Annotated in this window: 15 protein-coding genes; 3 read left to right on the top strand and 12 right to left on the bottom strand. The window is 33.1% G+C overall.

Annotated features, from left to right (window positions below):
• Positions 1–88: 88 nt before the first annotated feature.
• The 4 genes from OLM54_RS05945 to OLM54_RS05930 form a co-directional block, all read right to left on the bottom strand.
• Entirely contained in the window at positions 89–1,243 is a 1,155-nt protein-coding gene (locus OLM54_RS05945) for a Gfo/Idh/MocA family protein (RefSeq protein WP_264537677.1), read from the bottom strand.
• A gap of 73 nt (positions 1,244–1,316) precedes the next feature.
• The gene (locus OLM54_RS05940; RefSeq protein ID WP_264537676.1) at positions 1,317–1,892 is read right to left on the bottom strand and encodes a YdeI/OmpD-associated family protein; all 576 of its coding nucleotides are present in this window, start codon (positions 1,890–1,892) and stop codon (positions 1,317–1,319) included.
• Between the two features lie 63 nt (positions 1,893–1,955).
• Positions 1,956–2,381 (bottom strand): GNAT family N-acetyltransferase, encoded by a 426-nt coding sequence (locus OLM54_RS05935; protein ID WP_264537675.1) that lies wholly within the window; start codon positions 2,379–2,381, stop codon positions 1,956–1,958.
• Between the two features lie 79 nt (positions 2,382–2,460).
• Positions 2,461–4,806: a TonB-dependent receptor domain-containing protein gene (locus OLM54_RS05930; protein ID WP_264537674.1), complete on the bottom strand. Its 2,346-nt coding sequence runs from the start codon at positions 4,804–4,806 to the stop codon at positions 2,461–2,463.
• 209 nt (positions 4,807–5,015) lie between these two features.
• Between OLM54_RS05930 and OLM54_RS05925 the strand changes: the two genes are divergently transcribed.
• Complete coding sequence (locus OLM54_RS05925) at positions 5,016–6,092, top strand: sensor histidine kinase (protein WP_264537673.1); 1,077 nt, start codon at positions 5,016–5,018, stop codon at positions 6,090–6,092.
• A gap of 12 nt (positions 6,093–6,104) precedes the next feature.
• Positions 6,105–6,806 (top strand): LytR/AlgR family response regulator transcription factor, encoded by a 702-nt coding sequence (locus OLM54_RS05920; protein ID WP_264537672.1) that lies wholly within the window; start codon positions 6,105–6,107, stop codon positions 6,804–6,806.
• Between the two features lie 66 nt (positions 6,807–6,872).
• On the opposite strand, the gene OLM54_RS05915 is transcribed toward OLM54_RS05920, so the two are convergent.
• The 8 genes from OLM54_RS05915 to OLM54_RS05880 form a co-directional block, all read right to left on the bottom strand.
• Complete coding sequence (locus tag OLM54_RS05915) at positions 6,873–7,238, bottom strand: hypothetical protein (protein WP_264537671.1); 366 nt, start codon at positions 7,236–7,238, stop codon at positions 6,873–6,875.
• A 196-nt stretch (positions 7,239–7,434) separates the two neighbouring features.
• Positions 7,435–8,367: a transglutaminase gene (locus tag OLM54_RS05910; RefSeq protein ID WP_264537670.1), complete on the bottom strand. Its 933-nt coding sequence runs from the start codon at positions 8,365–8,367 to the stop codon at positions 7,435–7,437.
• 19 nt (positions 8,368–8,386) lie between these two features.
• Complete coding sequence (locus OLM54_RS05905) at positions 8,387–9,238, bottom strand: substrate-binding domain-containing protein (RefSeq protein ID WP_264537669.1); 852 nt, start codon at positions 9,236–9,238, stop codon at positions 8,387–8,389.
• A gap of 57 nt (positions 9,239–9,295) precedes the next feature.
• A complete protein-coding gene (locus tag OLM54_RS05900; protein WP_264537668.1) occupies positions 9,296–9,769 on the bottom strand; it encodes a DUF4265 domain-containing protein in 474 nt (157 codons plus the stop codon).
• 68 nt (positions 9,770–9,837) lie between these two features.
• Complete coding sequence (locus tag OLM54_RS05895) at positions 9,838–10,278, bottom strand: DinB family protein (RefSeq protein WP_264537667.1); 441 nt, start codon at positions 10,276–10,278, stop codon at positions 9,838–9,840.
• Between the two features lie 32 nt (positions 10,279–10,310).
• Positions 10,311–11,180 (bottom strand): nucleoside phosphorylase, encoded by an 870-nt coding sequence (locus OLM54_RS05890; RefSeq protein ID WP_264537666.1) that lies wholly within the window; start codon positions 11,178–11,180, stop codon positions 10,311–10,313.
• 113 nt (positions 11,181–11,293) lie between these two features.
• Positions 11,294–11,626, bottom strand: a complete 333-nt coding sequence (locus tag OLM54_RS05885; protein ID WP_264537665.1) for a translation initiation factor — start codon at positions 11,624–11,626, stop codon at positions 11,294–11,296.
• Between the two features lie 132 nt (positions 11,627–11,758).
• On the bottom strand, positions 11,759–12,709 hold the full coding sequence (locus OLM54_RS05880) for an isopenicillin N synthase family dioxygenase (protein ID WP_264537664.1): 951 nt from the start codon (positions 12,707–12,709) through the stop codon (positions 11,759–11,761).
• Between the two features lie 299 nt (positions 12,710–13,008).
• Here OLM54_RS05880 and OLM54_RS05875 point away from each other — a divergent pair, with 299 nt between their 5' ends.
• Positions 13,009–14,985, top strand: a complete 1,977-nt coding sequence (locus OLM54_RS05875; protein WP_264537663.1) for a dehydrogenase E1 component subunit alpha/beta — start codon at positions 13,009–13,011, stop codon at positions 14,983–14,985.
• Positions 14,986–15,073: the final 88 nt, after the last annotated feature.

The raw sequence follows: 15,073 nt of genomic DNA, 5'->3' as shown, positions 1-15,073 counted from the left end.
CGATCGTGGTTTGCTGATTTGAAAATTTATAATTGAATTTTTTGTTTAAACGAAAATACAGATTAAAGTACGGCTAAAACGCTTTATATTATTGTAATACAACTCGCTTTCCTTGTTCAGCAGCTTTATAAATCGCATTAATTATTTTGATGTCTTTTTTACCTTCTTCACCCGTAATGTGGCTTGGTAATTTTTTGTTTTCAATCAATACTTTACAAATTTCATCAAGCTGTGTTTTCTGTTGATTTATAACAGGAAATTTTAATTCTTTTTCTGAAGTTTTCCCTGTAAACGGTCCGTAACTCAACGCTGGACTCAATTCGAAAAAACCTTCATCTGCAGTGGCGTAAAACCGGTCAATATAAAAACCGCAGGACGTATTGCAATTGGCAACCGCGCCACTCGGAAATTCCATTTGCCAACTGATACTTTCTTCCGTTTCAGAAAATCTGTCTTTGTCATTTACAGTTCCAAATTGAGCTGTAACAGCAATTGGTTCTTCGCCTAAAACATAACGCGCGCTTTGAATACAATAAATTCCCAAATCCATTAACGGACCGCCGCCGGATAATGCTTTTGTCAATCGCCATTCGCTGCGGTCATTTTTATCAACTTTAGCTTTACTTGTCGTATCGTAGGTTTTATAACCCAACGAAGCTTCGATAAAACGAACTTGCCCAAAAACTTTATTTTGTCCTAAACGTTTAATTTCTAAATGATAAGGTTCAAAATGCAAACGATAACCAATTGCCAATTGCACATTTGCATCGTTGCAGGCTTTAATCATTTCTTCGCAGTCTTTTACAGAAACCGCCATTGGTTTTTCAGTAATGACATGTTTTCCGGCTTTTGCAGCGCGAATAACAAATTCTTTATGCAAGCCGTTTGGCACAACAACGTAAACCAAATCGATATCTTTATTATGAATTATTTCATCAAAATTTTGATAGTTGTAGATGTTTTTTTCGGGAATATTATATTGTTTTTTCCACGCTTCGGCTTTTGATGGTGTTCCGGTAACGATTCCGGCAAGCTTGCAATATTCAGAAACCTGAAGTCCTTGCGCCAATAAACCGGCATAATTTCCTAATCCGCAAAGAGCGATGTTTATTTTTTTGCCCGTATAAATTTCAGGCTGATTTTCCGTCAAAGTTAAAAAGGAGGGAAGCGAAGTCATAACAACCGAAGCGCCAACGCCAACGCCAAATTTATTAACAAAAGAACGTCTTGAAATTTTTTCCATAAAGTTTACTTATTTAGATGAAACACTAATTTATTAGTAAACTATTTTATAAAAACGTTACAGAATTAATAATTTAAAACTGTTTTGGTTTTCGTTTTTGAGCCGCAAGTGCAGCAATTTCAGTAATTCTTTTTTGTCTGGTTTCTGGGCGTTTTGCAAGAACGAGCCATTGCAAAATAGCTTTTTTAACTGATTTGCTTAAACTCATAAAATACTCTTTTGAGCCGGGATTGACTTCAAATTCTTTTTCAAGATCTTCCGCAATTGTTAATTCTTCAACTTCATCGAGAATAGTCCACGAACCATTTTCTTTTGCTTTTTCGATGCAGTCGTAACCCGCTTTTTGCATTAATCCATCGCTAATTAAACGCTCAATTTTTGCTTTATTTATTTTAGACCAAACGCTATTGGGTTTTCTTCGCGTAAAAAACTGAATAAAAGTATTATCGCCAATCGATTTTCTGGTGCTGTCAATCCAGCCAAAACAAAGCGCTTCGTCGACAGCATCGCTCCAGGCAATTGTGGGTTTATTGGCTTGTTTTTTATAACAAACAAGCCAAATGGATTGTTTTGAGTCGTGGTTTTTTTCTAACCAATCTCTCCAATCCTTTTGGTTTTTTGGATAAAAAGTTTCTTTATCTTGTTGCATGACTTTTATATTTATCAACAAAGTTAATTTGGTCGTATGACAACCGTATGTCAGCAGTAAAAACTATTTTGCAAGCGCAAACAAAATATATTCGCCGTGATTAGAATTACCTTTTTCTATTGCTGCAAAACCATTTTTTCTGTAAAAGGCAATTGCATTCGTGTTTTTTATAAGACATTTTAGCGTAATTGGCGAATTCATGATTTTAACTGCTTCTTCAAGTAATTTTGTTCCAATGTTTTTATGCTGATATTCTTCATCGATATATAAATGATGAATGAAATTATCCCGCAGCCAAAGAGAAATAAATCCTGCAACTTTTTCATCAAAAAGAGCAATAAGTACAAATTCACCTTCTGTTTCATGCTCAAAATCAGTTAGATTGTAATTTTCTGTATCTACCCAATAAAAAGTTTTTTGGCGAACTTCAAGAAAAATCCTTTGCAAATCCGGAATGTAATTTTTCCTTATTTCAACAATTTGAAGCATTACAATTTGAGTTTTTATTAAAAGACAACAAGGTACTATTTTTTCGAAATCTAAATTTTACAATTGCATTAAATTTACATTACATTCCGTCGGGCAATCTGTCGGCTTCATTTTTTTTGCGGTTAAAACGATAAATTACAGTCAGATTTAAGTATCGTCCCTGCGATTTAAGCTCAGATTCAAGATAATAATCTTCGGTTACCGTTTTTGTTTTTGTAATCTGCGAATTAAATAAATTATTGATATTTAAGGTTACAGACATTTTATCTTCAAAAAAATCTCTGTTTAAACCCAAATTTGCGCTGTATTGTGGTTCTTTAAGCGTTTGAACGCCCTGACTTTTTCCACGATATCTAAAACTAAATTCGCCCGAAACAATTTTAGGAAACTTAATTACAGAACGAAAATTCGATAACCAAGTTTGATCTTCTGCATTATAAGCCACATCTTCATAATTACCCTGCTGTTTAAATTTGTAATAATTAAAATCAAGCGATAATCGCAGCCAGTTTACCGGGTTGTAAGTTGCAGAAAGTTCGGCGCCATAACGATCTTCTGTATCTAAATTTACCGGTGTACTTATAAAATAATTTTCAGCAGTGCGCTTTACAATATACTCGAAGTAATTGGTTGTATGTTGGTAATAAACAGCAGGATTTATGCTAAATTTTCCCGGTTTTGCCAATACCGTAAACTCAAAAGAATTGGTAAACATTGGGTTTAAATCCGGATTTCCAACCGTAAGATTTCGCAAGTCCGAAAGTCCTGAAAACGGGTTCAATTGCCAAAATCTTGGTCTGTTGATTCGTTTGCTGTAGCTTAATTGCAAATCTGTTTTTTCGGTTAAATTATAAACCAAATGAACCGTTGGAAATAGATTGATATAATTTTTACTGTTATTAAAAGTGTTCTTCGTATCGGCGATATTAATATTTGATAATTCAGATCTTAAACCCAATTGATAATTAAATTTTTTAATCTTGCTCGAAAACTGAAAATAAGCACTATACAGGTTTTCATCATATTTAAGTTTATTCGTAAACTGTTCTTGCTGTACATCATCGAGAATGGTATAATAATCACTGCGAAGCGCTCTTAAATCGCTTCTAACGCCCATTTCTATTTTAGATTTTTCGTTTATGGGGTTTACAAAATCAGACTTTATAAAAATGTCATTACTGCTTTCAATATCTTTTGTATATAAATTCGACACAGCAGCTTCAAAAGGATACAATTTTTGTTGGTCAATATATTGATTTTCATCATCGTTCCAAAAATCGTATTGCAGGCTTGTAGTCCATTTTTTCTCTTTTTTATCAAATGTTTTTACATAATTTAATTCTAAGGCATTGTAATATTGCGGCTCTTTGTAGTTTTCAAATCCCGAAATAATACTATCCGTTACGTTTCCGGCATTTGCATAATTATAACTGTAGTTTGTTTTATAATTATTGTCATTTTTGCTTCGATAATAGCTTCCTGTCAGCGTGTTTTTTTCGTTGATATAATAATCTCCGCCCACATACATATTATAAACACTATTGTTTCGTTTCGTATTGTCGTATTGATTTAAAATGGTTGTAACGCCATTATTGGTATTCATCTGAAATTGTTTTTCCGACGCATAAATGTCAAAATAACGATATCCAATATTCGAAAAAAGATTTACTTTTTCTGTTTTATAGCTCACATTTGCGTTTAAATTATGGTTTGCAGGAGTTCCAATACTTGCCTGCAGCGAACCGTTAAATCCCTGCATACTATTCTTTTTCAGGATAATATTGATAATCCCTGCACCGCCTTGCGCTTCATACGCCGCAGATGGATTTGTGATTACTTCAACACGTTCGACATTGGCAGATGAAATTTGTGCCAAACCATTATTGGCGGTCAACATCGATGGTTTTCCGTTTATTAAAACCGTTACGCTATTGTTTCCTCTAAGGCTGATTACGCCCGCAACATCAACATTTACAGACGGAACATTGTTTAAAATATCATTGGCAGATCCTCCGCGTGACAAAATATCTTTGCCAACGTTAAATACCTTTTTATCGATTTTTAATTCTACAGCCGATTTTTCGGCAACCACATTTACTTCATTTAATTCATTGATATTTTCTTCGAGAGTAATATCTTTTATTACATCTTTATTCAACTGAATATTGTTGATTGTATGCGTTTTATATCCCATGAATTGAACTTTTAATTGATAGTTTCCTGAGATGATTTTTACCATATAATTTCCATCAGCATCCGAAGAAATTTCTTTTTTCGTTTCAGATGAAGACAACATAATCGTAACATAAGGCAACGGCTGTTTGGTTTTCGAATCCGTTATTTTTCCTTTGATCGTAAATTGATTTGATTGTGCCATAACGGTAAATCCGAAAAGCAAAGCGATTAATAATGCAAACTGTTTCATTTTTTGATTGGTTTTAAATTTTAAGCAAAACTCAGCTTTATCTCCATTCAAAAAATAGGAACATGCCACACTAGCGGTTATCAACTACAAACAGTCAAATATTTGATATAAAACCCATTTATGCACGTTTTTTACTTGTTGATGCCTTTTTTTGGCGTGTTTGTCGACAACGTTTTTGTCTTTAAAAATAAATAGTAAATTTGAATTCTATGACACCATTCGAAAAACTATTAAAATTTTCTACAGCTCACAGACTGAGCGCACATATCATTTTTTGGATATGTATCTTTGTTATGTTTTTTAGTAAAAATACATCTTCAGATCCTCAGGAATTGCGGGTTGATATATTTTACACCTTATATTACGAGATATGTTCCATGACGTCGGCTTATTTTTTAGCCTATAGAATTTTACCCCGTTTAATGGCGCCTCAAAAACACGTATTGGTCTGGATTGAATTTATTGTAATATCGTATTTGATTTCAATATTGGCCAGAATAGTAATGATCTATGTTTTAGAGCCTTTTGTTCGCCCAAAACCTTTTGAGCAGGAATCTATTAGCGAAATCTTAACGGATTTACCAACTTTGTTTGGATCTTATTTTTTGCATATCTTTTCATTATCAATGTTTTTTGTTTTTATAAAATTGATAAAAGATCAATACGTAATTCAGAAAAAGGCTTTATTACTGGAAAAACAAAAAGCCGAAACGGAATTAAAAATCTTAAAAGCGCAGTTAAACCCTCATTTTCTGTTTAATACGCTCAATAATATATATTCGCTTTCTATTATCAATTCGCCAATTACGTCAAAATCGATTGCGGTTTTATCTGAAATCCTGGATTGTGTTTTGTACCGATGCAGCAGTATGTATGTGCCAATTTCGCAGGAAATTACGTTAATAGATAATTATATTTCTCTCGAAAAATTACGCTACGACGAACGATTGAGTGTTGTTTTTAATCACGCTGTAGATCATAATGGCGTAATTGCGCCATTAATTCTCCTTTCGTTAGTCGAAAATGCTTTTAAACATGGAGCAGGCGAGGATACAGGAATTTCGCCAATTATTGAAATTGACCTGAAACTAATCGAAAATAATTTTGAATTTACTATCAAAAACAGCATCAATCAATTTGATATTCAACCAGAAAGTGGAAAAATCGGACTGAATAATATCATGCAGCAACTAGATAAAATTTATCCTGATCATTATACTTTTGATATTGTTAAAACAGAAAAAGATTTTACTGCTCATTTAAAAATAAACCTTGTAAACGAATAAATTAAGCTAAAAATGAAGATAAAATGTTTATTGGTCGATGATGAGCCTTTAGCCATAAGCTTATTGCAAAATCATATTAGCAAATTAGATTATTTTGAAGTTGTTGGCACTTGCCCAAACGCTTTAAAAGCCGCAGAAGTATTGCGAACAACTCCTGTAGATCTTTTGTTTCTGGATATTAAAATGCCTCAGATTACAGGAATCGACTTTTTAAAAACATTAAAAAATCCGCCGGCAGTTATTTTTACAACCGCATATCGCGAATATGCTTTAGAAAGTTACGAGCTCGATATTATAGATTATCTTTTAAAACCAATTACTTTCGATCGGTTTTTTAAAGCTACAGATCGCTATTTGCGTATAAGTGCGCCCGTAAACAATAAGATTATCACGCCGCTGCAGGAAGATTTTATTTATCTTAAAAATGGTGCTAAGTTTAATAAAATCAATATTGATTCGATTTTGTATATCGAAAGCGTTAAAGATTATATCGTAATACATCAAAAGGAAAATTTTAAACTAACCGTAAAATACAAAATCAGCGATATTGAAATCGAATTGCAGGGGAAAAATTTCCTCAGAATTCACCGTTCGTTTATCATCAACTTAAAAAATATTACAGCGTTTACGGCTTATGATGTGGAGTTTGGAAATATAGAAATTCCTATTGGAGCGAGTTACAAAGAATATGCTTTTAAAATTCTAAAAGGCTAAAAAAAAACTCCCTAAAACAGTAGCTTTAAGGAGATTTATATATTTTATTAAAGTGTTTTTATAAACTTAAATCTTGTTTAGTGTAATTTTCATTTCCTTACTATCCAAAATTAATTTGTCATCTGTAATAGTACTTTCACAAGGATATGGTGTTCCTGTTTCATCTTTAATTACTAAACTTTTTCCACCTTTTGTAAGTGCATAAGTGCCATCCGTTATTTCTCTCTGCAAAAATCCGGTTACATGTCCGTCTTGTGTAAAAGTTAGAGTTCCATTAGCTAAAATTTCATTTTTTAAAGAGTCAGAAAGAGGTATTTTTGCTTCAACAGAGGTAACTTTCCAGGAATTTACCAGTTTGCCGCGCCCTTTGCATGACACAATTAATATAGCCAATAATGCAATCCCAAAGATAAATAAGTTAGATTTTTTCATGATTTTGTGATTAAAGTTAGACCACAGAAAATTACGAAAATATTTTTAATTAAAAATCTAAAAACCAAATATTTACAAAAAATAAAGCGATTAAACCTACAAACCAGACACGCAGCAATGCACTCTACAAAAAACCTTTGTCCCTTTGAACCTCAAAACCTTAGCACCTTAGTAACTTAGTAACTCAGAAAGAACCTTAATTAAGCGTTAACGCCCCCAAAATCTCCTCATACATAAAAGGTCCGCCGGGATATTTGGCAGTATAATCAAGATTTAACCAAACCTGACCGCGTTCGTCAATATGGTAATGCAGTTTTTGCTTGTAACTTTCTTTAGGAAAAAGTACATTTTTTATTAAATAATTGACTTTTTCCAAGTCAATTAAGGAACCAATTAGTATTTCAGGGTAAATATGTCCTTTGGTGTGAATTAATCGCGGAGTTCCGCCAATAGAACGAATCGCCGCCGCCATTAAAATGGAATGATCGTCACAATCTCCTGAAAAATATTCTAATGATTCGCTGGCAGTTGCAATATAATCACCTTCTTTTGGATCGTTTACATAATTCCATCGGCTGTTAATCTCTTTAAACACAGCAAAACACTGAATTGTAGTTCTGTAATCAGAATAGCCTTTTATGCCTTTAAAATGTTTTGAAGTCGCCATAATCGCAAAATTTCGAACTTTGGGATTTTGATATTCAATTGCATTTATAATCTTTGATTTATTGGGAAACGGAAGCAGTTTTGCCACAATAATATCCTGCGGAAACGGATTATCTGACATGGTGTAAATCATCGAATTATAATCTTCAGAAATTTCATTAAAACCATAATTTCCAATGACACTTCCGTAAATTAAAACCAATATATAAATCGCGATACAAACTATTATAATCGTCCGTAAAAGCATGAGCAGAAAGAAAATAGCAACAAAAACAAACAGAAAAATAAAGACACGATCGAGATTAAACGGCCATTTTAAATCGATAAGGTTTTGATGCAGAATGATAAAAATAGGTATCGTTATCAAAAGACTTAAAACGCTAATAATAATCCTGTCCCAGGGTGATTTCACCTGTAATCTGGATTTTAATTGCGGAAAGTCAATTTTAGGAAATTTTATCATAAGTATCAAAAGCAGTAATTTACAGCGCTTTTACAGTTTCAACAAAAGTACTTTTTTTATCAATAATTCCCAGATCAAATAATTGATTTTGAATTTTATCGAATGCTTTTTCACTTAAATGTTTTTGTGACCATTGTGTTAGTTTCAGCCATTCCTGAATATCTTCAAGCTGCTGGTTAAAAAGTTCAGCCAGCGTTTTGTCAATATCCGGAATCTGCGCAAAATCATGCGTTGTTTTATTGATGACTTCGAGAATTTTTTCTACCGCTTTTGGATTTTTTTTCAGAAATTCGTCGCGAACCGTAATTACAAAAGACGGCCATGGAGTAGGGCAGTCGCCAACACGCCTGAAAATTCCCTGATCGACAAGAGGTTTTGTCATAAAATGTTCCCACATAAAATAATCGGCAGTTCCGTTTGTCAAAGCTTCAACAGCGCCATCAATCGTATTTATGATTTCAAACTGCAAATTATCGGTTTCCCAACCTTGATTATTTGCATTTACATAAGCCATCAATTCTGATCCTGAACCACGTCTCGAAATCGCGACTTTTTTATTTTTAAGGTCATTTATAGTTTGAAAATCAGATTTTGCGCCTACGTGAATTCCCCAAATTAAAGGCGATTGCACATAAATCTGAACAATTTTGCTTGGGTTTCCGGCAATAATATCTTTTACAATTCCTTCTGTTAAAATAACCGCAATATCAGCTTCTCCGTCACGAAGCATCTGACACATTTTTCCGGTTCCTTCCGGAATATTAGTCCATTGTAAATCAATGTTTTCAGCTTCAAATTCGCCATTTTCGATGCATATACGCCATGGCAAATTGAAGTGTTCGGGAACACCTACAATTTTTACAGTTTTCATTAGTTTAAGTTTAAGTTTGTTTGGTATGCGTATTATAAGTTTGTTTGTCGTTTAAGCTTAATTTTTTAATAAATCTGTTCTGTGTTTTTCTGATAAACACGGCTCGGCATATTCTATTACAGAATGTGTTTCGTATTCGTCCAGAAGATTTTTTACAATTGCATAATCTACTTCTTTTAAAATTTCAACCGCAAGAAAAGTTTCGTTTAAACCTTCTGAAATACAATTGATTGATTTAAATTTATCTCTGATAATTTCTCTGTCAAAACCTTCTTCAAGAATCAAAATCTGAATAATCGAGTTTCCCGAATTTTCTAATGTTTCTTTATGTATTAAACACTTTTCGTTTTCATCGTATTCTGCGCGAAAAATATCATCTGTTGCAATCAAAGGTCCAAAAAACGGGATATTGTCCAATTTATAAAATCCTTTTTCCAAATCTATAATTTCTGCCCACATAGTTTCTGAAACTACTTCTTCAAGATATGTGCTGTAATACTTAAATAGTATTTTTTTATGTGTTTCTGCCATTATTTAATGTTGTAATAATTCAATCATTTTCCTAATTATCTAATTCTCAAATTGACTAATTATCTAATTCAAGACCTCAATTGATTGATATGATGCTCTAAATGTTCTACATAATCTGTCATTAAAAACCTTAAATCGATCACAGATTCATCACTTAGAATAATTTTATAATCCAAAACCTTTTCATCAACAGACTTCATCACCCTGATAATTTGACTGTTAATCGAAAACCAAAGCTGTGTTAAATCAATAATATCCATTGTTTGATATTGATTTAAATTTACTAAATCTATTTGATTATATGGTCTGTGACGATAAGGTTTTTCCAGATAATTAATTTCTGTAAACCGAACCAGATTATGAATTGCCGAATCGACTAAATGTCCGATAATTTCTTTTTTAGACCATTTTCCTGGTATTTTGGCTTCTAAAATTTCACTCTTTAATGTTGTAAAATAGTCAATGTTTTCAGCCAGTATTTTTTCAAATTTAAGAATCGCGTCCTGCATGAATTATCTAATTATCTAATTGACTAATTAATTTATTTAGCCGCCAGTTTATTCAATGTATAAGTAATCAATTCATCAACAGCTTTATACGGATCATCGCTAAAAGTTCCGGTTGCGCGATTGGCAATAATCGCATTTAATGATAAAGCATTATGACCTAAAAGAGCCGAAAGCCCGTAAATAGCAGCCGTTTCCATTTCTAAATTCGTGATTCGGTTGTCATTAAAATTAAAATTATCCATTTTATTATTCAATTCCTCGTCCTGAATATTTAAACGTAAAACACGCCCTTGCGGACCGTAAAATCCTCCGGCTGTAGCGGTAATTCCCTTGAAAATTTTATCAGATTCGATTATTTTTTCCAGTTTTTCAGAACACGGAATTGCGTAAGGTCTTCCTTTGCGAATATCCCAATTGGTATGCATTACAAAAGCATCTTCAATAGCCGGATTTGAAACTTCGTCGATTAAATAGGAGCGAAGCATATTGTCTAATCCAAGTCCAAATTTTGACATTACAAAACTATCCACAGGAATATCCGCTTGTAGCGAACCCGAAGTTCCAATTCTGATAATATTTAAAGAAGTCAGCGTTTCTTTTGGTTCACGCGTTTTTAAATCGATATTAACCAAAGCGTCTAATTCGTTCAGGACAATATCAATATTATCAGGACCAATTCCTGTTGACATTACCGAAATGCGCTTTCCTTTATAGATTCCGGTTTGTGTTTTAAATTCTCTTTTTTGAGTCGAATATTGAATTGAATCAAAAAACTGCGTGATTTTCTCTACTCTGTTTTGATCTCCAACAAAAATTATATCGTGTGCAATATGTTCAGGAAGAAGGTTTAAGTGATAAACACTTCCGTCCGGGTTAAGTATTAATTCTGAATTTTGTATCATTTTTTTTCTTTAAGGTTCAAAGTGGCAAAGGCGCCAAGGTTCTAAGGTTTTTTTAATCTTTAATTCTTTAATCATTTTTCAATCTAAAATCTAAAATCAGAAATCTAAAATTATCAGCCTCCAACACGTTTTGTTTTAAATCCTTTTTCTTTTAAAATTGCCATAATTTTATCGCGATAATCACCTTGAATAATGATTGCATCGTCTTTAAAAGTTCCGCCAACGCTTAGTTTTGTTTTAATTTCTTTAGCCAGAATTTTAAAATCTTCATCGCTTCCTTCATAACCTTCAATTATAGTGGTAGCTTTTCCTTTTCGTTTTTCGAATTTGCAAATCATTGGTTCTTTCTGAACATAAAGTACATGTTCTTGATCCTGAACTTCTTCTGGTTCGTTTGATTCGACATGATCCGGAAATAAATTTTTTAATTGATCTTGTAAGTCCATAAATGTTTATTCTAAAAAATAAATTCCAATAAATATAGTTTGTAAAAATTAAATTCCAAATTCCAAAGTTAGGATTGGAATTTGGAATTTATATCCCGAACTATCGGGAGAGATTTAAAATTTAATTTACGTTTATTTTTTTATCAGACCTAAGTCTACTAAACGTTCATATAAATAATCTCCTGCAGTTATATCTTCGAATTTTTTAGGATTCTCGGCATCAATACAGTTTTCTAAACAATCCAGACGCATATCGCTTACGGGATGCATAAAAAACGGAACTGAATAACGAGAGGTTCCCCATAATTCTCTTGGCGGATTAACTACCTGATGTATAGTCGATTTTAGTTTATTATTGGTATGTCTTGACAACATATCACCAACATTAATGACCAATTCATCATCTTCTGCAATTGCATCGATCCATTCACCATTATGATTTTGAACCTGTAAACCTTTTCCCTGCGCACCCATTAATAAGGTAATCAGGTTAATATCACCATGAGCAGCAGCACGAATTGCGTTTTCCGGCTCAGAAGTAATTGGCGGATAATGTATTGGTCTCAAAATAGAGTTTCCTTCTTTTGCATACTGATCAAAATAAAACTCATCCAAACCTAAATGCAAAGCAAGAGCTCTTAATACATAAATACCTGTTTTTTCAAGCATTTGATACGCTTCTTTACCTACGATATTAAAACGCGGCAACTCTTTTACTTCAACATTTTCAGGGTATTCTGAAGCGTATTTTGAATCTTTATCAACATACTGTCCAAAATGCCAAAACTCTTTTAAATCTCCCTCTTTACGTCCTTTAGCATGTTCTTTTCCAAAAGAAACATAACCTCTTTGACCGCCAATTCCGGGAATTTCATAATTATGCTTGGTTTCTACTGGCAAAGCGAAAAAATTTCTAATCTCGCCATAAAGTTCGTCTACTAATTGATCATCAAGAAAATGACCTTTTAGGGCTACGAAGCCAATATTTTCAAATGCACTGCCGATTTCATTTACAAATTTTTGTTTACGTTTCGGGTCGTCCGAAAGGAAATCACGTAAGTCTACACTAGGAATGTTTTGCATACTTTACATTTTTTATTTAAAAAGAATAAGGAATGGTAAATCCTTACAATAACAAAGGTAGCTAATATTTTAGTTTTGAATTTTAAAAATTAATAGAAAATTGAGTTTAATCGTAATATTTTAACGCAAATAAAGAATTTATCAAATAGATGAATTATTTCACTTAAAAGTTTTTATTCTCTGCAATTTTCCTATTTTTAAACATTAATAATTCATGTTTTCAAATGTTATTTATTTAACAAATAACGTTAAAATTGTTATATTTTTATATATTTGAAAGCAATAAAAAAATAAACCAAATGATCTTTTACAGACACGACCTGAGTAATAATCAATTATTAGATTTATATAAAAAAATACTTAAACCACGTTTAATCGAAGAAAAGATGCTTATTCTGATTCGTCAGGGAAAAGTATCAAAATGGTTCTCCGGAATAGGGCAGGAAGCAATTTCTGTGGGAATCACAGCTGCTTTGGATGAAACGGAATATGTGTTGCCAATGCATAGAAATCTTGGCGTTTTTACGACAAGAAACATTCCGCTTCACCGACTTTTTTCGCAATGGCAGGGAAAAGCTAATGGTTTTACAAAAGGAAGGGATCGTAGTTTTCATTTTGGAACTCAGGAATATAATATTATAGGAATGATTTCGCATTTGGGTCCGCAATTAGGGATCGCAGACGGAATCGCTCTGGCAGATAAGCTTCAAAAAAATAAAAAAGTGACAGCCGTTTTTACAGGTGAAGGCGCTACAAGCGAAGGTGATTTTCATGAGGCCTTAAATATTGCTGCGGTTTGGAAATTGCCTGTAATTTTTGTAATCGAAAATAATGGCTACGGACTTTCAACGCCTACAAATGAGCAGTATTCATGCGAAAATCTTGCCGATAAAGGTGTTGGTTACGGCATTGAAAGTTATATTATCGACGGAAATAATATTCTGGAAGTTTATAATAAAATTTTACAGTTAAAAGCACATATGCAGGAAGATCCGCATCCGGTTTTACTGGAATTTAAAACATTTAGAATGCGCGGTCACGAAGAGGCGAGCGGTACTAAATATGTACCGGAAGATATGATGAAAGAATGGGCAACAAAAGATCCTGTTGATAATTACAGGATGTTTTTATTGGATCAGGGTATTCTTACTGAAGAATATGATACTATTTTAAGAGGTGAAATTAAGCAGGAAATCGACGAAAATCTGGCTATTGCAAATGCCGAACCTGAAATTGTTCCTACTTACAGTGGAGAATTAGATGACGTTTACGCTCCTTATGAATATGAAGAAGTTAACTCAAAATCTGAAACCAGAAATATTCGTTTTATAGACGCCATCAGAAACAGTCTTGAGCAATCATTACAGCGTCATTATCGTTTGATACTTATGGGTCAGGATATTGCAGAATATGGCGGAGCTTTTAAAATTACTGAAGGTTTTGTTGATTTTTTCGGGAAAGACCGTATTCGCAATACGCCAATTTGCGAAAGTGCCGTAGTTTCTGCCGGAATGGGTTTATCGATTAATGGTTATAAAGCGGTTGTCGAAATGCAATTTGCTGATTTTGTTTCAACAGGTTTTAATCCAATTGTAAATTTACTGGCAAAATCTCACTATCGCTGGGGCGAAAAAGCAGATGTTGTGATTCGTATGCCTTGTGGCGGCGGAACTCAGGCAGGACCTTTTCACTCTCAAACCAATGAAGCGTGGTTTACAAAAACACCTGGTTTAAAAGTCGTTTATCCGGCTTTTCCTTATGATGCAAAAGGATTATTAAATACCTCAATAAACGATCCGAATCCGGTATTGTTTTTTGAGCACAAACAATTATACAGAAGTGTTTATCAGGATGTTCCGATAGATTATTATACAATTCCGTTAGGAAAAGCAGCTTTATTAAAAGAAGGAAAATCAGTTACGATTATTGCTTTTGGAGCGACGGTTCATTGGGCTTTAGAAACTTTAGCCAATAATCCGGAAATTGAAGCTGACTTAATCGATTTAAGAACTTTACAGCCTTTGGATACTGAAGCTATTTTTGCATCGGTTAAAAAGACAGGAAAGGTGATTATATATCAGGAAGATACTTTGTTTGGCGGAATTGCCAGCGATATTTCGGCTCTAATTATGGAAGAATGCTTTGAATATCTTGATGCTCCGGTAAAAAGAGTTGCAAGTTTAGATTCGCCAATTCCGTTTACAAAAGCATTAGAAGATCAGTTTTTACCTAAAAATCGTTTTGAAGAGGTTTTGTTAGAGTTGCTAAGATATTAAGGTTCTGAGATACTAAGATACTAAGGCTCTTAGATTTAGTTTCTAAAAAACTTAGAATCTCAGAACCTTAGGAACTTTTTTTAAAAAA

The organism is Flavobacterium sp. N1736 (genome assembly GCF_025947065.1).
GTDB lineage: Bacteria > Bacteroidota > Bacteroidia > Flavobacteriales > Flavobacteriaceae > Flavobacterium.
The sequence above is the reverse complement of the archived record's forward strand: the minus strand, read 5'-3'. Positions and strand labels throughout refer to the sequence as shown.